This window comes from Populibacterium corticicola (assembly GCF_042683685.1).
In the GTDB taxonomy this organism is placed as follows: Bacteria; Actinomycetota; Actinomycetes; order Actinomycetales; family Cellulomonadaceae; genus Timonella; species Timonella corticicola.
This window is the reverse complement of the sequence record NZ_JBHUOP010000010.1, coordinates 1-23,110: the sequence shown is the minus strand read 5'-3', so window position 1 is coordinate 23,110 and position 23,110 is coordinate 1. Positions and strand designations below refer to the sequence as shown.

Sequence of the window (23,110 nt, the reverse complement as noted above, 5' to 3'; positions counted from 1 at the left end):
TTGTGAATCCTCCATGAATAAATGGGCCAACCGCCGATCCATCCGTGGAACGGCTTCACGCAACCTATCGGTCTCGGCCAATACTCCATGAGGAAAATCAACTGGAAGTTTCACACCACCGGTCACGCCTCACCTCTGGTGCCTCTCATCGGCTGGTTCAAGGCACAAGTCCCGCATTATGCCGTACCGCGAACCTGCGTCCTAGCCAAACCAACCCGGCAGCCACAAACGCAACCGAATCGTCGCCAATCGCCACAATCGCGCACCACACACCACAAACGTTGGGGCCCATCTGCACTAAGCAGATGGGCCCCAACGCATGTGAGCAAATTAAACTGTCACTGCGCAACCAGCCTGAATTTTCAGGTTCCGCAGTATGGAGACTCAAGTGTCTTTCGAACGACCGGGACCAGTGTGACGCCTACCGGAGCATCACACAACGGACCTCAGTTGAACGGAGCACGCAGTGGCCACGAGTCATCCTCGAGAACCGCCTGCATAGCTGCACCCGTCTCCGGATTGACAAGCACCGGAGCCAACAGGTTGGCCGTGTGCTCGCTCGCATCGCTACCAGGGGTAACGATAACCAGCACACGTGGTGTGTCGGTTCCCAGAATGTCCGCAACTGACGCATCAGCCACAGGCACATACTGTGGGAAAAACGGTGCCGGGTCGAGAAGGAACATGTGTGGTCCCGTCTCGTGCACAGCACTCAAAGAAAATAGCACGCCCGACTCGTCAAGAGGTTCGAGCGCAAAATCCGAGTATCCTCCAAAACCAACCAGTGGTTGGACGAAGGTGACGCTCGTATTGAAGTCGGAACGCTTCATGTCTAGTACCGCACTCATCGTAGGTAGTCCAAAAGTGAAGGCTGAAGCACGCGTGATGCCGCGTTCAGCGATGACTGGTAAGCAACCTCTTGCATCTGCAACTCAATGAGAGTCTCTGCAAGATCAATGTTCTCGATGCCCGCGATGTCGTTCTTCAGGGTGTTCACCTTGTGTCCGAGCGATTCCGCGGAACGTTCGATCTGGTTTGTGCTTGCACCGACCTTGGCCACCTGCGTGAGAACGACGTTTACACGCTCATCGATGCGATTCAGGTAGTCCTGCGGGTTGTTGCCTGCGCGGATGTCTGCTGCCAGGTCATCAATCATGCTGAACACCGAATATGCGCCGGGATCTGCTGGATCGTAGGTTGCGCTGGTGCCGAAGACGGCTCCACCGTCAGAGTCAACTCGAATCGTGACGTCATCGGCGGTACGGCGTTCAACACTCGAGCCGGCGTGTCCGTTGAAACCGTAGGTCGTGGTGTCAAATGCGGTGTCAGAACCTGACGTACCCGCGAACAGATTACGTCCGAGGTACTTGGTGTTTGCCTGCCCCAGGAGACTTTCCTTGATGCCGTCAAGTTCTGCTGCAATGGCCTCACGGGTCTGCTCGTTCATCGTGCCGTCGTTCGACGCGCGAACAACCAGGTCACGCGCGCGACGCAGCAGCGACGATGTCGTGTTCAAAGCTGTGTCGATGTTGTTCAACCAGGCCAGTCCGTCCTCGGCATTGCGCTTGTACTGAGCCGATTGCGCCTGTTCCCGACGAAGTGACAGGGCATCAGACGCCTTGGCGGGGTCATCCGAGGTACGTTGAATGACCCGTCCGGACGAAGCCTGCTCCTGCAGACGCGCCATCGCAGCAAGGTTCTGCTGCATGTTCGATAGCACACTGCGCTGTGTCGACTGGTGCGTCACACGTGAGATCATCGGCCTACAACTCCGGTTCGGTTAATGAGCGTATCGAGCATTTCATCGATGGCTGTCATGACACGGGATGCTGCTTGGTAGCCACGTTGGTAGGTCAGCAGGTTTACCGTCTCTTCATCAATATCGACCGACGTTGCCGCAATTTGAAGGTTTTGAGCGGTTGCACGCGCTGATTCAGCAACAATCGCCGAGTTGTAGGTCGCCTTGGCCGACACGCCGAGTCCAACCACGAAGGTCTGGAAGAGTTGACTTGGTCCGTTCTCTGCATTGGCCAGTTGACTCACCGCGTCCGCGAGCGACCCGTCGTACTCCCCCATACCTGGTGTAGCCGAGGGGACGTCTGCCGGGTTGGTGATGACAACTTCAAGGTTGCGCGCCGCCGGGTCGGTTCCGATAGCGAACAGTGGCCCTTCTGAGCCGAGCACACCGTTGATCTGGCTGGCGATCTGGCGGGCAAGCTCGTTGTACTGCTCAGCGGCCTCGGTGAGGATGCCTCCCTGGCCCACTGGCGCGAGCGCGGACAGCTTTCCCTGAATCTCACCGCCATCAAAGGTGACAACAGGTTCGCCGGCACGCTCCCACACGATTTGCACAGGGGCATTTCCGGCGAGTACGCCAGCAAGATCGGTTGAGCCTGCGATCTTCATGTGCTGTGCACGATCCGCGGTTACGAGCGGGTTTCCACCGACGTAGACGTCAGCAGTTCCGTTCTCCTGGAAACGAACGGTGGCACCAGCGAGGTTTGACAGTTGCGTGATGAGTTGATTGCGCTGGTCAATGAGCTCGTTTGCGTTTCCGTCAGACACAAGGATCTGGCGGATCTGTCCGTTGAGTTCGGCCACTCCATCGGCTAGGGCATTCACGTCAGAGACGCGTGCTGCCGCTTCAGTGCGGACCTGGGACCACTGGGTTTCGATTGCCGAGTATCCAGCGGAGATCGACGCACTCACATGCTTGGACTGCTCCAGCAGCACCTGCTTGGTGGCAAGGGTCTGTGGCGCCTTGGCCACATCCTGCCAGGCTGACCACATCTCAGACAGTGCACTTGCGATCCCTGTGTCGGAGGGCTCACTTACGGCGGACTCAAGGCGGGTGTACACATCGGCGCGGGCGGCCAGGAAAGCAGCCGACGAGGTGGTAGCGCGTACGCGCGCGTCAAGGAAGATGTCCCCTAGTCGGCTCACGTCGGTGACCTTGACGCCGTTACCGATCTTGGAACCCTCTGAGAACAGCGAAGCTGTTTGTCCAGCACCGACCGATGCCAGTTCCGCACGCTGGCGCGTATAGCCCACTGTGTTGGCGTTCGCGATGTTCTGTCCGGTTACCTCCATCGCTATGCGCTGTGCGTTGAGCGAGGAAAGCGCCGTGGAAAGGCCAGAGAAGGTGCTCATGATGTCCTTTACAAGCTTTGGTCGAGGAGTCGAGGCTGCGCTTCACCATTCGTGGTGGTTCCAGACTCGTTATAGGTCGAGTCATCGCGCTGAAGATTGAGAAGGGTCTCCTGGGTTGCCTTCTGGGAGGTGGTCAGGAGTTCACGGTTGGTGGATACCAACGCCTCGATCTCAGCGGTAAGACTGACGAATGCGGCACGGTGGGATGCGAACAGGTCGTTCCACGGTTCCGGTGCCGTTTCTGCGATGGTGGAAAGTGGGGAGTTGTCCGGCAGACCAAGTTCTGCGGCAACCGCATCCGACTCCATCGAACGGGCAAGGTCCATGTCCTTGATCTGTTCAAGTACGTTCTCAACTTCGCGGGTCGAGTGTGGGAGCCAGCGGGACTTACCCGCGGCCAAGAGAAGCTGCTCCTCTTCGAGTTTGAAAAGAAGCAATTCAAACAGTTGACGCTCACTCCATAGAACGCTGTTCAACGCTTGAAAGCTCATCGGCTCTGACTCCAGTTCCTCATCTACCGACTTCGACGGTTGTTATCGAGTCTACCGACCTATCGGCTAGCCATAATCGTGCATGAGAGTTATGGGGCATTTGGCAGTACACACCCTGATCACGGGTGAATTTCTTTACACATGGAAGGTTTTCACCTAGACAAAGATCCTGCGACTAGGGAAAACAACTCGAACGATAAGAAAACATCACACGATTTCAAAATGTGACCCACTTCACATTTTGTTCCTCAGTGATGCAAAACCGCCCGATTCTGCAGGTTGGGGACTTCTCCCCATTGCCTCGCGCTAGGGGTGTCCGGAAGACTCGGAAAGTTTGCGGTTGAAGAGACTAGAAAATGTGAAGAGTGTGTGGAACTCTAACTTTCATGAGCGAATTAACAAACCGTGCCCGCGCTTTGGTTGAAGCGCACTTGCACACGGTGGGTTACCACGTCTCGGAGATGCTCATGCGAGTACCGGCGCATGTCACACGAGACGATCTGGCATCCGCCGGTTATCTCGCGCTTGTACAAGCGGCGAGTGCATACTCCGAGGAATCGGGAGTCCCCTTCAATCGTTTTGCTGCCATCCGCATCAAGGGTGCGCTAGTAGACGAATTACGGTCCATGGACTGGGCATCGCGTGGAGCCCGCAAGCGCATCCGCGAATACAACCAGACCTACGACCAAATGACCGCCCAGTTGGCCCGCGCACCCAAGCGCGAGGAGATGGCAGCAGCACTCGGCGTAGATGTGGCCGAGGTTGATCACGCCCGTGACCAGGCAAGCACCCGCATCCTCTCCTTCGAGGCCTACGACGGTTCCCTCGCCGAGATGGTTCACACCACCGAAGAGGGCCCAGAGCGTGCGGCACTGAACAAAGAAAAGCGCGACTACCTGCGCTGCGCGGTTGAGGCCCTGCCTGAGCGCCTCCGCTACGTGGTCGAACAGGTCTTCTTCGCAGACCGTTCGGTCACCGAGGTTGCAGAGGAACTGGGCGTCACCCAGTCCCGTGTCTCACAACTTCGCGCTGAGGCCATGGTGCTTCTCCGCGACGGCATGAACGCACACCTCAACCCTGAACAGCTCGAACCAGCAGCAAAGGAAGGCGTTGTAGCTCGCCGCCGCGAGAAGTACTTCGCCGAGATCGGTGATCGAGTAGAGGCTTCCAAGCGCGCGGTTGTTGCCGGACGCCGCGCAATCCTCAACGAGGTTGCCTCCGTGGAGTCAATGGCTCTTGCAGCACGCAACGGCGAACGGTACCAGCACCTGAACTCGCTAACTGCCTAGTCTTTTGGTCCCTCAGCCCACCACGAGCGCCCCTACCAGAAACCAACTGGCAGGGGCGCTCGTCTCATATGGGCTTCTATTCCCTCCACCACATAGTTATCCACGAAGGAACTAATACACCGGAGGCAAGGGACGATAAGGCAATCAGGACGCCACCCGCTCCCGACCGAACCCCACACCTTCGGTTCGTCCACATCTTGAAGAGAAGTTAGACGCATATGGCTTTCGAACCCCCTCTTGCGCTGAAACGCTTGGTCATTCACTCAGTCAAAGCGGAATGGAAGGCGTATGCTTTCTCACCGTTGATCTTGGACCTGGATGCATCGAGAGCCGACGTCATCGCGGAGGAAATCGGCACCGCGCTTGCGCAAACCTACGCTGACACGGACTTCGAGTCGCTGACGATGGGGCTACCCATCTACCTGTGGGTCAACGAGAAGGTACTCGAGAACCTCTACCTGCTGGAGGACATCGCGAACCTCAAGGGACTTTTCATCCCCATCTCGATCCTCTCGCAGGAAAACTGGCCTTCATATGCCCAGGCTATCCACGATGCGAACCTTGAGATCATCGTGGATGATCTGCCTGACGGCGGCATCGGCGCTCACACGACAGGCTCCACGGGCGCCGAATGGGCTGTGCTCTCAGCGCGCAAAAACCTGGTGTCGGCCACTGTCGAGAACCTACGCTCCAAAGGTTTTAAGATCCTTGTTGCTGATGCTCCACGCTCCTTCTTCGATGGAAATGTTGATTTGGGCGAGGCGTATCTCGGCCCGATGTACTATGGCCGTCGTTCACAACAGCACCCACTCGCTCCAGGTGAGGCCCAGTGCCTTGAGGCGCTCCGACTGCTGAGTGAGCCCAATGCGAATCTCGCGGAGGTCTCCGCTGTTCTCAGCCTTGACCCGGAGATGACCATCCGAGTCCTGCACCTCGCCAACTCGGCCGCAATCGGGTCTTCGCAACGCATTGACTCACTAACCCACGCGATCGTGTATCTTGGCGCGCAGCGTATCTCATCGCTGGTCATGACCTCGATGATCTCGGCACGCCTGTCCGATCCGCACACGATGTGGTCTGTGCTGACCCGTGCTTCAGTCTGCCGAACCTTGGCCAACAATGCCGAGGCCGCCTACACTGCGGGGCTGCTGTCAGCACTTGCAGAAGAGGTTGGTGAGGCCTCGGAGTCCATGGCCATTCGTGCCGGCGTATCGTTCGAGGTGTCCCTTGCACTGTCTTCGGGTGTGGGTGATCTGGGTGCCCTGATCGATGCCGTTCGCGCCTACGAGCGTGCTGACATCCCTGAGGTGATCCGCCACGGTTGGGACCCTGTCGACATCGCGGACGCCTATTTCCGTGCCCTACCGACCACATACGAGTATCTGAAGTTGCTGCATTCAGTTTCTGCCGCCTGAGACTCGCCGCCGTATTGGCGGCTCTTCGCGGCAGCGGTTGACGCACTGTGCTCACGACACCCGCGTCAACAGGAAGTGGCGGTTCCTCTTTCGAGAGGAACCGCCACTTTTGTCGTGGTGTGCGCATCGGTTGGGCTCAGGCTGAAGCCAAAACACTCACAGGATGCGCGAGTACGAGGAGACCTACGCGGTCTCTCCGGTGAGGCTCTGGTCCGTGGTGTAAGCGGTCTCGAAGATCTTGGCCTCGTGTGCCATATATACGCTGTCGATAGGCTGCCCACTCGACGTGCGACCGATCTGCGGCACGGCTGTCGGCATGGTGTCACTGCTTGGCGACGATCCGGTTGGCTGCCCCGCAGCCTCGCGTTTCTGCTTCGCCTCGGCAACGCGGGCGTTCACCTCGTCAAGGCGTGGGCCCAGCATGTCGATTCCCTCGTGCAAGGCGCTGTCGACTTTCTGGATGAGTTCGACAAGAGCGTCGCGCCCCACTGGAAGTGCCCGTTTCCTCGGGTTGAGGGCTGCGCTGAGCGCGTTGTGAGCGTCCCTGACGAGTGCGTGGAGTGCGGCGAGTTTCGCGTGGATCGAGTCGACTTCCTGTGCGGTCAGCTCGCCGCGTTGTGTGAGTTTTTGAAAGTCGTCCTGTGTGCGTAGATACAGGGCGGAGAGCTCATAGGCACGCCAGAGCAACTGATGCGCCTCGACTGCTTTCCTGTCACTTCCCTGAGCGAGACGATTGACTGCCTGGAACTCATTGACCGAGATCCGATGAAACATTCGGGTCTCGGCATGTTCCTCGAGGGCGTTGACGTCAAGGGGCTTGCGTAGATCGTTTGCTGCGTCCTGGTACATGAACTGATGCCCGATGAAGATGACAGCGGGTATCAGCAGAGTCCAGTAACTGAATTCCTGGATGACAAAGTAGATCAGTAGGGCAACCGTCACGAGCAGAACTGGCGTTTGCGCCTGTTCCAGCGTCAGATATGCCTTTTCCAGTCGTTCGCGCTGGGTGTGCACGTGAGCAAGCGTCGTGGCGTCTTGCACGCCCAACTTCGGGCTGACTACGTAGTAGCGGGAGCGGGAGGGATCGAAGCGTTCAGCGCCGGGACGCCGGTCCTTTACTTCGATCCATCGCGGGATCGTGATGACGGTTGAGCCGGATCCTCCAGCCGTCTCCGCCGCTACCTGATGAGTGCTGTTGGAGTCCATTCCTGCCTCATAGGGTTAAAGTGCGGGCACTATTCCTCTTATTATCGGCAGAATTAAGCAGTTCTTTAGGTATTAGCCATTGTCACGCTGCGGGAGGGACTGAGCGATGAGGTCAAGCGTGGCGAGGGCTTCGCCGCGTTCGGGCCTCTGTGCTCCCGCGATCGGGGATGGCAGTTCCAGCTCAAGGGTCGCAGACGCATCTTCGGTCTGCTCTACAGCCTGTCCGGAGACAGATCCTTCCTGCTTGTCCTGGTCTGACGTGTCACCGTCCGCTGTGGCAACGGATGCCTCTTCATCCTGGAGTTCGAACAGCGCCTCACCGATGTCGTGGGCGGATCCATCGACAACGCTCGGTGCTTTCACACTGGCTGCAACCGCATCAGCGGTTTCGATGTCCTTCGAACCGGTTTCATCCTGGGCGGCGGCTTCAGTCTCACTGGTGTCTGAAGGTGCGTCCACATCTGCACGATCATCCGCGCGAGAAGGCTTCTCCAGCGGTGGCAGCGCCGCCAATTGTTCAACTGTCACGGACTCGAGAGAGGTCTCGTCAATGATGGGGTTGTTGTCCGGCCAATCGGATGCACGGTGTGGGACATCGGTTTCCGAGTGTCCACCACAGCCGTGTCCAAGGGCGACAACCTTGCCGTCGTCTGGAGACCAAGCGTTTGCGCATACGCCAAAGACCTGACCGAGTGCGCCCTGCAATGGCACCAAGAATCCACACGAGCCACACGAGGCAGCCGACTGTAGTGAGCCCTGCGAGCGCGGCCCCTGCGATCCCTCGTACCAACGCCTCGCTGCCTCATCACGTCCGGTCTCGGACAGGATGCGGGCGCGAGCGAGCGCAAGCTCCTCGATGGCCACCTGATCTTCTTCCTCGTTTCCGGTGGGCTTGTAGCCCTCGACGAGGCGTGGATCGTCCTGCGTGAATGGGAGGACGTCGCCGGGGCCGATGTCCCCGGGCTGGAGGCGCTGCGACCACGGCAGCCATTCAGGAGCCAGGATGGCTTCGGCGGTGGGAAGCAGGTGCACTTCGCAGACGGTTGCGATGCGACCACGGGGCACGCGCGCGAGGGTGACGGTCCACTGCCACCCGACGTATCCGCGCATGGTGCACGCAAAGGTATGCGCTGCGAGCCGCTCGGCCACCATGTGGACGCCAAGGTGTTCGCCGACGTGGCTGGGGTGCTCTGCATCTGCGACAGCAGCGCTCTTTGCCAGTTCGACTGCCCCAGCCAACACTGCATCGGGTTTGATACGTGCCGTACGTGGTGACTTTGCGGGTGCAATGCTCATGTTGTTGTTTACGCCTCGAGTTGGTCCGCGATTGCACGCAGGACGGTTGCGATCTTTGTTCCCGAGTTCTTGTCTGGGTAGCGTCCGGAGCGCAGTTGGTTGCCCGCGCCGTCGAGGAGCTTGATGACGTCCTCGATGACCACGGCCATTTCCTCTGCGGGGCGGCGGTGCGCACGGGCAACAGACGGTAGTGGGTCGAGGTATTTCACTGCGAGGGCCTGAGGGCCCTTACGTCCGTCGGCTACACCGAATTCGACGCGCGCACCCTGTTTGGGTGTCGGCGCGCCTTCTGGGAGCGCGGATGCATGCAGGAAGACCTGGTTGCCATCATCCGTTGCGATGAAACCAAAACCTTTGTCTGCGTCAAAGAACTTGACCTTGCCGGTGGGCACTTTTACCTCGTGTACTCGTCGGTTCCGCGCTTTTGGGCGCGCGGATAAAGTCTGTGGAACTTCAAGGATACCTTTGCGGTTGATCCTTTGAGTAATTTATTGCCTTGGGTAGCGCCATGTTGGGCTTAGAGCGCAACCTCAACCCTCATCTCCAACTTTCATCGAACTCAGGTATTTACCCACGAACTCAGGTCGCACAGGGCTGAGTTCGTGGGCAAATGCCTGAGTTCGCGGGAGAAGGTGCCAAAGGACGAGTACTCGCGTGCATGCTGGTAAAGCTGAGTTCACGGGCATACACGCGGGCGGAGCGGGTGGAACCACTCGAGTTTGCCGACACTGGCTGCCCAAGTCCGCGTAAACTTGCAAGGATGGGCAGTTACGTGGATTCGTTTGTGCAGCGCAGCGATGAACAGTTGGGCGCGCTTTTTGTGTTGCGCCCAGATTTAGCCAATCCCTCTCCCGGAAACCTTGCCTCACTTGCCGCGCGAGCCTCGAATGCAACGAGCACCCAGAGATTCTTGGCCACCTGCGATGCACGCACCCTGCAGGTGCTCGAGGCAGCGGTACTGCTTGGTTCCTTGGGTATCGAGATTTCCGACGAGTCGGTCAGTCACACAATTACCGGCACCTCCCAGCCTGATGAGCAGGTGGTCGCGGAGTTGACCACGCTGGAACTCGCGGCGCTGGTCTGGCGCGAGGGCTCGTCGCTAATTCTGGCGCCCTCCCTTGAGGACGTACTGGACCGTTTCCCGGCGGGCTTTGGCCCGCTGTCTGCAAACGGCGTGGCTACCGGGCCGCTCCCTGCCCACGCACCCGAGCGCGCACAGAGCGTGCTCGACACACTCCTTTGGGGGCCGCCCGTGGCGCGGGTGGCCCGCAACCTGCTGTCCGTGATCCCTCAACCGAACGAGCCTGCCGCGAACGAGTCGCTGCGCTGGCTGCTGCGGAACGGCTACCTCGAACTTCTCGATGACTCGCACGTGTATCTGCCCCGCCAGACTGCGTTTGCGCTGCGCGGTGGGCGCACGCATCGAGGCATGACGCAACCGCCGCTCGCTGATGCCCCGGTAACTCTGACTCCCGAGTCGGTACAGAGTGAGGCCAGCCGCGCGGCAACCGAGGCCGTGCGCCTTGTTGCCGAGTTGATCTCGGTGTGGGAACGCGAGCCCGCGCATTCGCTGCGTAACGGCGGATTGCCCGTGCGCGAGGTCAAGCGGCTGGCCAACGAGCTCGACGTCTCCGCCGAGGACGCCACGCTTGTTGCCGAGTTTGCGTTCATGGCCCGATTGGTGCGCTGTTCGGACGATTCCGCCCGCGATTTTGCGCCGACCACCCAGGCAGACTGGTGGATCGAACAAGACCTGCCGCACAGGTGGTCGCTGCTGGTGCAGGGTTGGCTCGCCTCCGCGCGCCCTACCTGGCAGATTGGGGAGTTGGGCGACAAGGGCACCACGTACAGCCCACTCCACCCCGAACTGCACGGATCATGGGTCACGCATCTGCGCGCGAACGTATTGGGTATCCTCAAGCAGCACCCGCTCGTACCGCTCACGCACGATCTGATCTGCGAGCAACTGCACTGGTATGCCCCGCGCATCTCGGTGAACCGTGCGGCGGTCACGGGCATCTTGGCCGAAGCCGCGTTCCTGGGGTTGACCGGCGCTGGCGCACTCCTGCCCGGCGCCGAGGATGGCGGGTTGGCGCACGCACTTGAGTTTGCACTGCCCGAACCGGTCAGCGAGATCTTCATCCAGGGGGACCTCACGGGCATGGTTCCTGGGCGACCATCCACCGCGCTCGAATCTCTGTTGGAGGCCAGTTCGATCGTGGAATCGCGCGGTGGGGCACTCACCGTCCGGTTCACGCCCGACTCCATCACCCGCGCCTTCGACTCCGGGTTCGGCGCGAACGAGTTGATCGAGGATCTGGCGGCCTTCTCCGTCACCGAACTACCACAACCATTGCTGTACCTGATCTCCGATGTCGCCCGCAGACACGGGCAAATCCGGGTTGGCGCCCTGTCCAGTTACATCAGGCTTGCCGACGAGTCCACGGCTCAGGCCGTCCTGGCGCTTCCCACAGCCGCTTCGGTTGGGTTGTTCCCCATTGCCCCAACAATCCTTGGGGCAAGCGCACCCGTTTCCGCCGTGCTGTCCATCCTGCGTGAGGCCGGTCTTGCTCCAGCGATTGAGGGGCCAGACGGACAGATCGTTGCTGCTGACCGCCAAAGTGAACGCGTGCGTCTCGCAGATCGACGCGTTCAAGCCATCCATGACGCTCAGTCCGGCGTGGCCAGCACCTTCGGCGGGGAGCTGGCGCTCAAAGATGTGCGTACCGCACTGCCTGGGCGACGCAGCGTGCCCTCAGTCATGTCTGGGGCAACCGCCGAACTCGTCGCCTCGATCCGTGGAGCCTCACTCGCCTCTGGTTCCGCGAGCGCCAGTCCATCCGGCGCCTCACCGGCAGACGTGATCTGGCCGTTGGATGGCATCGCTGTGGAGGTGGCTGGACGGAATAATTCCGATTCCCCTGTCGTTGAAGGACAGGGTCCACGTGGCGCGGGCAACGCCACAACCCCGCCACCCGTGGGGCCGGACGCGGAAGAGGAAACTGGAGTTATCGTCGTCAATCTGCGCGAGGCGATCTCCAAAGCCCTGGTCGTCGACGTCGCAATGGCCGACTCCCGCGGACAACTCACCCACCGCACCCTCAAGCCGCTACTGCTCGAATCCGGGCGGTTGCGCGCGCTTGACCCCGAACGCGAATCTGAACTGACCATCGCTATCCACCGGATCGCGGCTGTCACCCCGCTCTAGCCGCTCCCACCCCTGTCTTGACTACCAGTTCTTCGCCCGACGCTCCCGCCCCCTATATCCCGCATATCCACCCCATCGAACCGATGGGGAAAAAATAGTCCACATACCCAGAAAAAACCGGGGTACTCGGACACAAAAAGCCGCACCGACCAACCACCATCCCCACTAACGGAGACAAGCTCTTGCCAAACGGCCCGCTCATCGTGCAAAGCGACAAGTCACTCCTGCTCGAAATCGACCACGAACAGGCCACCGCGGCCCGCCGCGCCATCGCACCGTTCGCGGAACTCGAACGCGCGCCGGAACACGTACACACCTATCGGCTCACGCCCCTTGGCCTGTGGAATGCCCGCGCTGCCGGGCTGGACGCCGAGACCGTGATCAACGTGCTCATCAACTATTCGCGCTATCCGGTGCCGCATTCGATCTTGGTCGACGTTGAAGAAACGATGTCGCGGTATGGGCGCCTGCAACTCGTGTCCGACCCTGCACACGGGCTGCTCCTCACCACGACCGATCCTGCCGTGCTCGCCGAGGTGCTCAAGTCCAAGCGGACCACGGGACTCGTCGGAGAGCGGATCGATGAACGGTCCGTGATCGTGCACCGCTCCGAACGCGGCAACCTCAAGCAGGCACTCATCAAACTGGGCTGGCCCGCAGAAGACCTCGCCGGATACGTGAACGGCGAGAAGCACCCCATCGAGATCTCCCCAGTTGACAAAGCACGTAACAACGCGCCGTGGCAGATGCGCGAATACCAGAACCAAGCCGTTGAGAACTTCTGGGACGGCGGCTCCGGCGTTGTCGTACTGCCCTGTGGCGCGGGAAAGACCATCGTTGGTGCTGGCGCTCTCGCCAAGTCCTCCACAACCGCGCTGATCCTCGTGACCAACTCCGTGTCCGCCCGCCAGTGGCGCGACGAACTCGTGCGCCGCACCTCCCTCACCGAGGACGAGATCGGAGAATACTCCGGGACGCGCAAGGAAATCCGGCCCATCACCATCGCGACCTACCAGGTGCTCACCACCCGCCGCAAGGGAACCTACACGCACCTCGAACTGTTGGACGCACGCGACTGGGGACTCGTCATCTACGACGAGGTCCATCTCCTCCCCGCGCCAATCTTCCGCATGACCGCGGACCTTCAGGCCAGGCGGCGCCTGGGGCTCACCGCTACCCTGGTCCGTGAGGACGGGCGGGAAGATGAGGTGTTCTCCCTGATCGGCCCCAAACGGTATGACGCACCGTGGAAGGACATCGAAGCACAGGGATACATTGCTCCCGCAGTCTGCCAGGAGGTGCGCCTGACCCTGCCCGACTCGGACCGGATGCTCTACGCCGTGGCCGAGCAGGAGGACAAGTACCGCCTCGCAGCCTGCGCCCCCGGCAAGGTTGAGGTTGTCCAGGCACTGGTGGCCAAGCACGAGGGCGAACCCACCCTGGTGATCGGGCAGTATCTTGACCAGTTGGACGAACTGGCTTCAGCGATAGAGGCCGAGGTCATCACCGGGCAGACTCCGGTCAAGGAACGCCAGCGACTGTATGAGGCGTTCCGGGTCGGTGAGGTGTCAAAGCTGGTTGTGTCGAAGGTCGCCAACTTCTCCATCGACCTCCCCGAGGCATCCGTGGCCATCCAGGTTTCCGGGTCCTTTGGGTCCAGGCAGGAAGAAGCACAACGTCTAGGCAGGGTCATGCGACCTAAACAGGACGGACGCACCGCCCACTTCTACACCGTGGTCACCCGGGACACCGTGGATCAGGACTTCGCCGCGCACCGGCAACGGTTCCTCGCCGAACAGGGATACGCCTACTCGATCGTGGATGCCGAAGACATCTGACCCCTCCAACTCAAAGGGCTGAAAAAGGTCCGGGTGCACCTAAAAAATAGGTGCACCCGGACCTTTTTCAGCCCATCGGTTTCCAGCAGGCACCGAGAGGTGAGCCGACAAGCCAGCGTGGGGACTCGTCGCCAAGCAGCCGCTTATTCGTTACGAACTGCATTCATTCTCGTTCCGGTAGGGTTCTGCTCCGCGACACCCCTACACTCCACTTCACTACTTTGTCCGTAACAACCGCAGGATTTTACCCACCCGCCACCGCACGGTTAAGGAGATTCCCTCCTGCGAGCGCATACAGTTGGAGCATGTCTAATGATTTTTCGCGGGCTACTGCCCGTACTTATCTCCTCGTGGACGGGGAGAACATTGATGCAACGCTCGGCCTCAACGTGCTCGGACACCGGCCCAACCCGGACGAACGCCCACGCTGGGACCGGATTGGCGAGTTCGCCAACGAAGTCTGGGGACAGCAGGTTAGTTCGCTGTTCTTCCTGAACGCATCGTCCGGTCAGATGCCCATGCCGTTTGTGCAGGCACTGCTCGCCATGAACTACCGCCCGATCCCACTGTCCGGCGCTTCCCACGAGAAGGTCGTGGACATGGGTATCCAGCGCACCCTCGAAGCAATCGCACACAACGAGCCTGAGGCTGACGTGCTGCTCGCAAGCCACGACGGTGACTTCATCCCGCAGGTCGAGGAACTACTTGACCGAGGACACCGTGTCGGACTGCTCTGCTTCCGCGAGTTCGTGAACGCACAGATGGCCGCACTTGAGGAAAAGGGACTTGTGTTCTTCGACCTTGAGGATTCAGTGAGTGCCTTCAACACCCTTCTGCCGCGCGTACGGATTATCCCAATTCACGACTTCGACCCCATGCGCTACCTGTAGTTTCATCCATATTGACGGCCCGTCTCACACCCATGAGGCGGGCCGTCTGCTTTTGAGGCAGCAAGGCCGCGACCTTGCGGTTTTAATATGCCCAGCAGCCACTCGCGCCTCGTTACCCTGTGCAGTGATCACACAGGCGTCTCTCAGCAAATAGGTGCATCCTTGTTGTATGGGAAACGCGGAAAACAAGGCTGGAGTCGAGGCACGACTCGTCGTTGTCGATGACGAACCAAACATTCGGGAACTGCTTGCGACATCACTGCGCTTTGCGGGCTTCGAGGTCTTCGCAGCGGAAGACGGGGCAAGCGCGATCGAGTTGGTCACCAACACCGAACCCGACCTCGTGGTGTTGGACGTCATGCTCCCCGATTTGGATGGTTTCGCCGTCACCCGCCGCCTGCGTGAGCGCGGCCAGTACGTGCCGGTTCTGTTCCTGACCGCCAAGGACGACACCGCGGACAAGATCACCGGTCTGACTGTCGGCGGGGACGACTACGTGACCAAGCCATTCAGTCTTGAGGAGGTCGTGGCTCGCATCCGCGCCGTACTGCGCCGCACCCACAAGGTCGAAGAGGACGACGCCGTACTGCGGTTCGCGGACATCGAGATGGATGAGGACTCACACGAGGTCAAACGTGCAGGGGTCCTCATCGACCTGTCCCCCACCGAGTTCAAGCTCCTGCGCTACCTCATGCTCAACCCAGGTCGTGTGCTCTCCAAGGCCCAGATCCTCGATCACGTGTGGGACTACGACTGGGGTGGAGATGCCAACATCGTCGAGTCTTATATCTCTTACCTGCGCCGCAAGATCGACAACGTCAAGTTGCCGGATGGCACCACTGTGGAACCGTTGATCGCGACCAAGCGCGGCATCGGTTATCTGCTGCGTAAACCGACCGGTAAGTAAGTGTGAAAGCACCTGAGTCGGAGCCTTCAGGCGGCGCAAGTTATCGCCCCGACGGTTTCGTGTTCTCTAAGGACACCGAGTTACACAAGTTGGGGCCTGTACGCTCGTTTTTTGCGCGCATGCGTTTGAGCACCAAACTATCGCTGCTCATCATGTCCGTGTTGTTTGCGGGTTTGCTTATTGCGTCGGTGTTGACGGCAACGCTGCTGCAATCGAGCCTAATTAAACAGGTGGATGACGACCTGTGGAACACCTACTCGTCCATCGCCCTGCGGGTACTCGTTGAGGGTACCCAGTCTGAAACGGACCAGGCAGATAGCGACTACCTGCTCCCCAGCGACTACTACATGGCGTTCCGCACGACCACGCCAAACAAGATTCACCCCTGGTACACCCCCGACACCAACGCCGAGCATGGCACCCCTGACCTGACCCAATACATCCCGTCGGACCTGCAAGGCTACGAGGACGATGTGTTTCGCAGCCCATTCACAACGATTTCCTTCAACGGGCACACGCAATGGCGGGTCTTGGTTCGAGAGGTCACGGACCGCAGATACCCGGACCGCAACGGATACGTGTATATCGCGTTGCCGCTGACCGAGTCCCGGATGCTCATCCATCAGATTCAGCGTGCGCTGCTCATCTCCGCGATGTTTATTACCGCGACCGGTGGCGTGGTCGGGTTGGTGGCGGTTATCCGTTCGCTGCGCCCACTCACCCGCATCGAGCAGACCGCCGCCGAGATCGCGAATGGGGACCTCACACAACGTGTGCCGCAGTCGCCTCGGGGCACGGAGATTGGCAGTTTGGCGCAGTCTCTGAACTCGATGTTGACGCAACTTGAGGCCGCGTTTGTGGAGCGGGAACGTTCGGAGCAGCGGATGCGTCGGTTCGTGTCGGACGCATCGCATGAGTTGCGCACCCCGCTGGCCACGATCCGCGGGTACGGCGAGTTGTACCGGATGGGCGCGTTGGAGTCTCAAGATGCCCTTGACGACACGATGCGCCGTATTGAGGATTCCGCGACTCGCATGGCAACGCTCGTTGACGACCTACTACACCTTGCGCGTCTTGACGAGGGCCGCGAACTGCGGCGTGAGCACGTTGATCTGGCAGTACTGGCACTTGATGCCACGAGCGACCTCCATGCGCTCGACCCCTCGCGTTCCGTTCGGCTGGTTGAGTGTGAGGTTCCAACCACCGCGACCGAGGTCATCGGTGATGAGGACCGCTTGCGTCAGGTTTTTGCAAACCTGGTGGGCAATATTTCCCGGCACACCCCGCAGGGCACGCCGGTTGAGGTTGCCCTTGGCTCGATTGCCGACGATACGGGGCGTTCCATGGTTGTCGTGGAGTTCCGGGATCACGGACCAGGTGTCGATCCAGACCATGTGGAGCGGATCTTCGAGCGGTTCTATCGGGTGGACTCCTCGCGTAACCGCAAGTCTGGCGGCTCAGGCCTTGGACTGGCGATTGTCGCCGCGATCATTCATGCGCACGATGGGTTGATCTCCGTTGACGAGACCCCTGGCGGCGGGTTGACCGTGCGTGTGGTTCTTCCAGCGGCCCCTCCACAGCCGGAGGATTCTTGAACGTTGAGGACACGCACACTTCGGCGTGAACTGGGTCTGATGCATCCAGCCGATTATGCGGCTACGATTACTCATCGGGCCTGAAACAACCTGTGTTGTGTCGGGCTTACTCGACGGTCAGAATGGCTTGGCCACAGTCATGTCGTGAGAAGGTCTCGATGTTTACAGATACTGCGAGTGCTCCGCAGTGGTTGTTGTCGTCTTGGATTCGTAGTTGCCAGGCAGCCGGTGCCCAGGCAAACGAACCTGAGCTTGTTTCCGTGTGCCGTGATCTATTGGATCGGTGGGCACAGCCAAACCGCACCTACCACGGGCTGAAGCACCTGGTGGACGTACTCACGCACGTTGATGAGTTGGCGGAGGAGGCCACTGACCCGAACCTGGTGCGCCTTGCCGCGTGGTATCACGGTGCGGTGTTCTCGGCGGAGTCCAAGCTCGCGTATGCGAATGCTGCCGGCGAGGATGAGGTCGCGAGTGCCGCGCTCGCCCGCGAACAACTTCTGGGTCTCGGAGTTCCTGAAGAACAGGTTGAGAAGGTTGCGCGGATGGTCACGGCGCTTGTGCGTCACAAGGCTGTGAAGAAGGACTCTGACTGTTCAGTTCTGGTTGACGCTGACCTTGCAGTGCTCAAGAGCGATCCACAGCGGTACAGCCTTTACACCAAGGCCATTCGTGCCGAGTACGCGCACATTCCAGCCGAGGATTTTGTGCGGGCTCGCCTGCGTATTGTGACCCGTCTGTTGGGACGCCCACAACTGTTTTCGACTGCCGCCGCATCAGCCTGGGATGACGCCGCGCGGCAGAACCTTGAGTGGGAGCAGGCCCGACTGTCCAAGGAGCTTCGTTCGCTCACCGACAGCCCCGAGGCCACCATTGCGGAACTGACCGGGCTTTCTTCTGAGCCCACTGCGCCACCACAAAGCTGATTCTTCTGGATCGGCTTGTTTCCACACCCCTGCATACACGGTGGGGACGGCAGGCTATCCACTGTCTTGATCGGGCCTCCGGCAGGATTTCCCTCCGCTTCCTAGGGTTGATGCGTTCCACCCGATCAGCCAACCACAGGAGTACACATGTCCACCTTCGCAGTCGATACCGCCCAGGTCGCCTCCACATCCAACAATGTCCGCCGTTCCATCGATTCAATCCGCGCAGAGGTCAACACGATGATGGCCAATCTACGCGCACTTCAGAGTAGTTGGACAGGTGAGGCCGCCGCACAGTTCGCCGATGTCGCCGCCCAGTGGCATGCAACGCAGGGTCAGGTCGAACAATCGCTTGAATCGATCAAGCAGTCTCTCGATGCCACGGCTAGCCACTATGCAGAGGCTGAGGCGAACATCCGGAGCATGTTCCGTCGCTAGTCAGCTCAGAAGACACGGAAAAGGGTTGTGGCCCAGACAGTTGATGTCTGGGCCACAACCCTTGTGTACGTGGTTCCAAGCCTTGAGCGCGTCTAACGCCCGGACTCAGTCACGGTCGGTGGAGTTACCTACCACTTGGAGAGAGACTTCGATTAGAAGCCCATGTCTCCCATTCCGCCGCCTTCTGGCAGCGCTGGGGCCTTCTCAGGCTTGTCAGCAACGATTGCCTCGGTGGTCAGGAAGAGAGCAGCGATCGAGGCAGCGTTCTGCAGTGCGGAACGAGTCACCTTGACTGGGTCGTTGACGCCAGCAGCGAGAAGGTCCTCGTACACACCGGTTGCGGCGTTGAGGCCCTGACCGGATGGGAGCGAACGTACCTTCTCAGCGACAACTCCGCCTTCGAGGCCAGCGTTGATCGCGATCTGCTTGAGCGGAGCGTCGATTGCCGCACGGACGATTGCCGCACCGGTTGCCTCGTCGCCTTCCAGTTCGGTCAGTGCCGAGGTCTCGAATGCCTTCGCGCCAGCCTGGATGAGTGCAACGCCACCACCGGCGACGATACCCTCTTCGACTGCTGCCTTGGCGTTACGCACTGCGTCTTCGATGCGGTGCTTACGTTCCTTGAGCTCAACCTCGGTTGCTGCGCCAGCCTTGATGACTGCCACACCACCGGCGAGCTTTGCGAGGCGTTCCTGCAGCTTCTCGCGGTCGTAGTCGGAGTCCGACTTCTCGATCTCGGAGCGGATCTGCTTGACACGGCCAGCGAGCTGGTCTGCGTCGCCTGCACCCTCGACGATGGTGGTCTCGTCCTTGGTGACAACGACCTTACGTGCCGAACCGAGGAGGTCGAGGGTTGCGGTCTCAAGCTTGAGGCCGACGGTCTCGGAGATGACCTGTCCACCGGTGAGGATCGCGATGTCCTGGAGGATCGCCTTGCGGCGGTCGCCGAAGCCTGGAGCCTTGACGGCAACGGACTTGAAGGTTCCACGGATCTTGTTCAGAACGAGGGTTGCAAGTGCTTCACCCTCGACGTCCTCAGCGATGATGAGGAGGGAACGACCCTGCTTCATGACCTGGTCGAGCAGTGGCAGGAGGTCCTTGACGTTGGAGATCTTGGACTCTACGAGCAGGATGTATGGGTCCTCAAGGACTGCTTCCTGGCGCTCTGGGTCGGTCTCGAAGTAGCGTGCAAGGAAGCCCTTGTCGAAACGCATACCCTCGGTGAGTTCGAGTTCGAGTCCAAAGGTGTTGGACTCCTCAACGGTGATGACGCCTTCCTTGCCGACCTTGTCGAGGGCTTCAGCGATCAGTTCACCGATCTGGCGGTCACCAGCGGAGATTGCGGCGGTTGCAGCGATCTCTTCCTTGGTTTCGATTTCCTTTGCTGCGGTGTGCAGTTCGGAGGTAACGGCTTCAACTGCAGCTTCGATACCACGCTTGAGCGCGATTGGGTTTGAACCTGCGGCAACGTTGCGAAGACCCTCGCGTACGAGTGCCTGTGCGAGCACGGTTGCGGTGGTGGTGCCGTCACCGGCTACGTCGTCAGTCTTCTTTGCGACTTCCTTGACGAGCTCGGCGCCGATCTTCTCGAATGGCTCTTCGAGTTCGATTTCCTTGGCGATGGAGACACCATCGTTGGTGATCGTAGGTGCGCCCCACTTCTTGTCGAGCACGACGTTACGACCCTTTGGACCAAGGGTGACCTTCACGGTGTCAGCGAGGGTGTTAAGACCCCGCTCCATTCCGCGACGAGCTTCCTCGTTAAAAGCAATGAGCTTTGCCATTTTGGGATTTTCCTCCACTTGTGGCTGGTGGTGGTTGCGATGTCCGCGACGAACGGAGCGGTCCCAAGCAGTTCACGTCACTGCCGGCACCTGACTCCTCATCTCAACCGAAGAATTGTCACTCAGACCTTGAGAGTGCTAATCACAATTCTGGCACTCTCACCGCGCGAGTGCAAGAAGGATTGAGCGGATCTGACTCATGTTCGCTGTGGGCAAGGCAAAGCAGGCCTATGGCAAGTTCGATGGGTCGTTTTTGTTCCGCCTACCTGAATATTTCCCGCATCAACGGACCACAAAAGCCCCATCGACTTAAGGACCATCTGCGGGCAAGCCAAAAGTACTGTGAGCAATTCCAACCACAGGTGGACGCACAACTCCCTGTTGAGCGGGTAGTTTATGGTCTCGTGCCTAGTGACAACATGAGTGACAAATCCGTAGACCCACACAGTCCCGAACCATCCGCGGCTGACGCTGAGCAACAGGGTGCGCAAACCGCCGTAAACCCAACCATCAGCACTGGTGAGCCACATCAGACAGCGGGGGAATCGTCGTCAATCCTGGCCTTGAATCCGGCACGCAAAGCGTGGCGGGTCATCGCGACCCTACTGGTGTTCGGCATCCTGACAGCAGGGCAGATCATCCACACAAACGACTGGTTCCCGCTCGGCACGCTCTCGCAGTACTCCTACGGAAGACCACTGGACGCACCGACTCGCGCGGTGCGTGTCATGGCGATCAACACTGACGGCGAAGAGGTCCGCGTACCGCTCTCCGTCAAGGGCAGCGGCGTACAGCGTGCCGAACTCGAAGGGCAACTCGACCGCATCCTCGAAGATCCGAGCATCCTTGAAGCGATCGCCAGATCCTGGCACGGCCTGCACCCCGACAAACCCCAGTACGTGGAACTGCGGCTTGAACGCGTCACCCACTACATCAAGGATGGGATTCCCACGGGTGAGAGCGACGTGGAGATCCTCACCAACTGGACCGTAGCAGGTAACTACCAGCAGGAGACGAAATGAGCGCACAGCAGGTTGGAACCTCGCGCGGGAGCCGCTGGGTACGCGCCACCGCGAACTGGTGGCTCCCCACCATCCCTCTCGCACGAGTGGCAGTATTCCGGGTGCTGGTCTACTCATTCGTGATCGTCGACATCTTGAAGTTCCTGACCGATGTGATCCCGCACGGCTATCAGATCGAGTTGTATCAGCCCGTCCTCATCGGACGCGTTCTCCCCTTCCCCGAACCAAGTGTCGGGTATGCGATTTTCCTCCAGTGGTCCATCATCATCGCCTGCATTGTGGCGATGACCGGCTACCTGCCACGCATATCCGGGTTTGCGGTTGCCGTCCTGTTCCTTGCATGGCTGGAGAACAGCCAGGGTTTCTCCTACGTTCAGCACGATCACATGGCACTCGTGCTCGCCACGTGGGTGCTGCCGACGGTTGGGCGGGCGCGCTTCTACGACGAACGATCTTCGCAGGCGGCTGGCTGGGCCCTACGCATGGTCCAGGTTGCAACCATCGCAACCTACTTCGGATCGGTGTTCTCAAAGATTGCGAGCAATGGCTGGTCCTTTATCGCGTGGCCGAACAGCTCCGTGTTCACGTGGGCATTCATGCGCCGTGGCTCTGACCTCATCACGTGGACCCTCAACTATCCGTGGCTCCTCAAGAGTGCGCAGTGGGGCCTGTACATCGTGGAGGTCCTCTCCCCCGTTGTGCTGTTCCTTCGTGGACGTTGGCTGTACCTCGCGGTCGGGTTCTTCTTCCTGTTCCACTTCGCAACCTACCTGTCGCTTGGCATCCACTTTCTCCCAACCGTCATGTGCTGGTTTGCGTTCCTACCCCTTGAGAAGATCCCGTATGCGTTGCGTCGTACCGTGAACCGGTTCCAAGCAGCCCGCTGAGAGAGGAATACCGGGAGTTTCTGCTGGAGTCAGGCTGCTAGTTCTCGATTGGCCAGAACACCTCGCTCAATAGTTCAGCGGGATCGCTGATGGTGCTCGGGTCGTTGACATACTGCTCCCAGGCGACGCCGCGGCAGATGTGGCCCTGTTCGCCAGTCCAGGCGCGGATCAGGTTGTATGCCTGTGGCAGTTGATCGTATGGACCCTGGACTTTGACTCGTACCGCTCGAGTTGCCGGAACCGTGAAGAGTTGGATGTCTCCATCAGCGGCGAAGGGGGCAACGACAGGTACTGCCACGCCCAAATCGATCACGTCTGTGGGTGCACCAAAGGACAGGCCCGCAGCCGGTCCAGCGATTTCGATGCCGTGCTCCGGCAGATAACCGTAAAGCGCCGGATATGCACGGTCGAACAGTTCACCAATCTTGTCGAACGCGACGGCCTCGCGGATCATAGCAAAGTGGGTATCGTCGAGTTCCACCACTTCAGGTGCGCCGATACCGGCTGGGTTGAGTTCACTCATGGCTGTGTTCCTTTGGTCTAGGTGATACCGCAATTAGATGCTGAGACCGATACATGTGCAACCGCATCCAGCCCAGTGCACTCTGGTTCTCCGACCACACACGAGAGTGCGCGGAAAACCACCCTGATTGAGGGAGAGTGCGTATCCATGCACTCTGTGAGAGTTGTTCTTGGCTGATCTGGGATTGGCTGGCAGGGTTGGTATTGGCTGTTCCTTGATGATCGTGGCTCATTGCACTCTTGACC

Annotated in this window: 20 protein-coding genes; 11 read left to right on the top strand and 9 right to left on the bottom strand. The window is 59.8% G+C overall.

Translation table 11 applies throughout. The features are described 5' to 3' along the window. Nucleotides 1-446: 446 nt before the first annotated feature. Genes ACFSYH_RS14795 through flgN form a run of 4 tightly spaced genes read right to left on the bottom strand, consistent with a single transcriptional unit; the run spans nucleotide 447 to nucleotide 3,641 of the window. Nucleotides 447-848 (bottom strand): flagellar assembly protein FliW, encoded by a 402-nt coding sequence (locus tag ACFSYH_RS14795; RefSeq protein WP_377468225.1) that lies wholly within the window; start codon nucleotides 846-848, stop codon nucleotides 447-449. After that, entirely contained in the window at nucleotides 845-1,747 is a 903-nt protein-coding gene (gene flgL / locus ACFSYH_RS14790) for a flagellar hook-associated protein FlgL (RefSeq protein ID WP_377468223.1), read from the bottom strand. The genes ACFSYH_RS14795 and flgL overlap by 4 nt, the downstream gene beginning before the upstream one ends. An 8-nt stretch (nucleotides 1,748-1,755) precedes the next feature. Next, nucleotides 1,756-3,150 (bottom strand): flagellar hook-associated protein FlgK, encoded by a 1,395-nt coding sequence (flgK, locus tag ACFSYH_RS14785; RefSeq protein ID WP_377468221.1) that lies wholly within the window; start codon nucleotides 3,148-3,150, stop codon nucleotides 1,756-1,758. A gap of 8 nt (nucleotides 3,151-3,158) precedes the next feature. Then, nucleotides 3,159-3,641 (bottom strand): flagellar export chaperone FlgN, encoded by a 483-nt coding sequence (gene flgN / locus ACFSYH_RS14780; protein WP_377468219.1) that lies wholly within the window; start codon nucleotides 3,639-3,641, stop codon nucleotides 3,159-3,161. A gap of 386 nt (nucleotides 3,642-4,027) precedes the next feature. Between flgN and ACFSYH_RS14775 the strand changes: the two genes are divergently transcribed. Then, the gene (locus ACFSYH_RS14775; protein WP_377468217.1) at nucleotides 4,028-4,930 is read left to right on the top strand and encodes a sigma-70 family RNA polymerase sigma factor; all 903 of its coding nucleotides are present in this window, start codon (nucleotides 4,028-4,030) and stop codon (nucleotides 4,928-4,930) included. 218 nt (nucleotides 4,931-5,148) lie between these two features. Further along, entirely contained in the window at nucleotides 5,149-6,345 is a 1,197-nt protein-coding gene (locus ACFSYH_RS14770) for an HDOD domain-containing protein (RefSeq protein WP_377468215.1), read from the top strand. A gap of 183 nt (nucleotides 6,346-6,528) precedes the next feature. On the opposite strand, the gene ACFSYH_RS14765 is transcribed toward ACFSYH_RS14770, so the two are convergent. The 3 genes from ACFSYH_RS14765 to ACFSYH_RS14755 form a co-directional block, all read right to left on the bottom strand. Continuing rightward, nucleotides 6,529-7,551 carry a hypothetical protein gene (locus ACFSYH_RS14765; RefSeq protein ID WP_377468213.1) on the bottom strand — a complete coding sequence of 341 codons (1,023 nt, stop codon included), beginning with the start codon at nucleotides 7,549-7,551 and terminating at the stop codon, nucleotides 6,529-6,531. A gap of 72 nt (nucleotides 7,552-7,623) precedes the next feature. Further along, nucleotides 7,624-8,847: a DUF3027 domain-containing protein gene (locus ACFSYH_RS14760; protein ID WP_377468211.1), complete on the bottom strand. Its 1,224-nt coding sequence runs from the start codon at nucleotides 8,845-8,847 to the stop codon at nucleotides 7,624-7,626. 8 nt (nucleotides 8,848-8,855) lie between these two features. Beyond that, a complete protein-coding gene (locus ACFSYH_RS14755; RefSeq protein WP_377468209.1) occupies nucleotides 8,856-9,239 on the bottom strand; it encodes a cold-shock protein in 384 nt (127 codons plus the stop codon). A 368-nt stretch (nucleotides 9,240-9,607) separates the two neighbouring features. Between ACFSYH_RS14755 and ACFSYH_RS14750 the strand changes: the two genes are divergently transcribed. The 7 genes from ACFSYH_RS14750 (at nucleotide 9,608) to ACFSYH_RS14720 (ending at nucleotide 18,649) form a co-directional block, all read left to right on the top strand. After that, nucleotides 9,608-12,055 carry a helicase-associated domain-containing protein gene (locus ACFSYH_RS14750; RefSeq protein WP_377468207.1) on the top strand — a complete coding sequence of 816 codons (2,448 nt, stop codon included), beginning with the start codon at nucleotides 9,608-9,610 and terminating at the stop codon, nucleotides 12,053-12,055. 182 nt (nucleotides 12,056-12,237) lie between these two features. Further along, complete coding sequence (locus tag ACFSYH_RS14745) at nucleotides 12,238-13,893, top strand: DNA repair helicase XPB (protein WP_377468205.1); 1,656 nt, start codon at nucleotides 12,238-12,240, stop codon at nucleotides 13,891-13,893. Nucleotides 13,894-14,198: 305 nt separating this feature from the next. Then, nucleotides 14,199-14,783 carry an NYN domain-containing protein gene (locus ACFSYH_RS14740; RefSeq protein ID WP_377468203.1) on the top strand — a complete coding sequence of 195 codons (585 nt, stop codon included), beginning with the start codon at nucleotides 14,199-14,201 and terminating at the stop codon, nucleotides 14,781-14,783. 169 nt (nucleotides 14,784-14,952) lie between these two features. Then, entirely contained in the window at nucleotides 14,953-15,690 is a 738-nt protein-coding gene (locus tag ACFSYH_RS14735) for a response regulator transcription factor (RefSeq protein ID WP_377468201.1), read from the top strand. A 119-nt stretch (nucleotides 15,691-15,809) separates the two neighbouring features. Continuing rightward, nucleotides 15,810-17,285: a sensor histidine kinase gene (locus ACFSYH_RS14730; RefSeq protein ID WP_377468199.1), complete on the top strand. Its 1,476-nt coding sequence runs from the start codon at nucleotides 15,810-15,812 to the stop codon at nucleotides 17,283-17,285. Nucleotides 17,286-17,443: 158 nt separating this feature from the next. Further along, a complete protein-coding gene (locus ACFSYH_RS14725) occupies nucleotides 17,444-18,211 on the top strand; it encodes an HD domain-containing protein (protein WP_377468197.1) in 768 nt (255 codons plus the stop codon). Nucleotides 18,212-18,358: 147 nt separating this feature from the next. Continuing rightward, a complete protein-coding gene (locus ACFSYH_RS14720; protein ID WP_377468195.1) occupies nucleotides 18,359-18,649 on the top strand; it encodes a WXG100 family type VII secretion target in 291 nt (96 codons plus the stop codon). Nucleotides 18,650-18,801: 152 nt separating this feature from the next. Here the strand turns inward: ACFSYH_RS14720 and groL are convergent, their stop codons facing one another. Further along, nucleotides 18,802-20,433: a chaperonin GroEL gene (gene groL, locus ACFSYH_RS14715; protein WP_377468193.1), complete on the bottom strand. Its 1,632-nt coding sequence runs from the start codon at nucleotides 20,431-20,433 to the stop codon at nucleotides 18,802-18,804. 419 nt (nucleotides 20,434-20,852) lie between these two features. Here groL and ACFSYH_RS14710 point away from each other — a divergent pair, with 419 nt between their 5' ends. Continuing rightward, nucleotides 20,853-21,455 carry a hypothetical protein gene (locus ACFSYH_RS14710; protein WP_377468191.1) on the top strand — a complete coding sequence of 201 codons (603 nt, stop codon included), beginning with the start codon at nucleotides 20,853-20,855 and terminating at the stop codon, nucleotides 21,453-21,455. Next, a complete protein-coding gene (locus ACFSYH_RS14705; protein ID WP_377468189.1) occupies nucleotides 21,452-22,342 on the top strand; it encodes a hypothetical protein in 891 nt (296 codons plus the stop codon). The genes ACFSYH_RS14710 and ACFSYH_RS14705 overlap by 4 nt, the downstream gene beginning before the upstream one ends. Nucleotides 22,343-22,379: 37 nt before the next feature. Here the strand turns inward: ACFSYH_RS14705 and ACFSYH_RS14700 are convergent, their stop codons facing one another. Continuing rightward, the gene (locus ACFSYH_RS14700; RefSeq protein WP_377468187.1) at nucleotides 22,380-22,865 is read right to left on the bottom strand and encodes a GyrI-like domain-containing protein; all 486 of its coding nucleotides are present in this window, start codon (nucleotides 22,863-22,865) and stop codon (nucleotides 22,380-22,382) included. Between the last annotated feature and the right edge of the window lie 245 nt (nucleotides 22,866-23,110).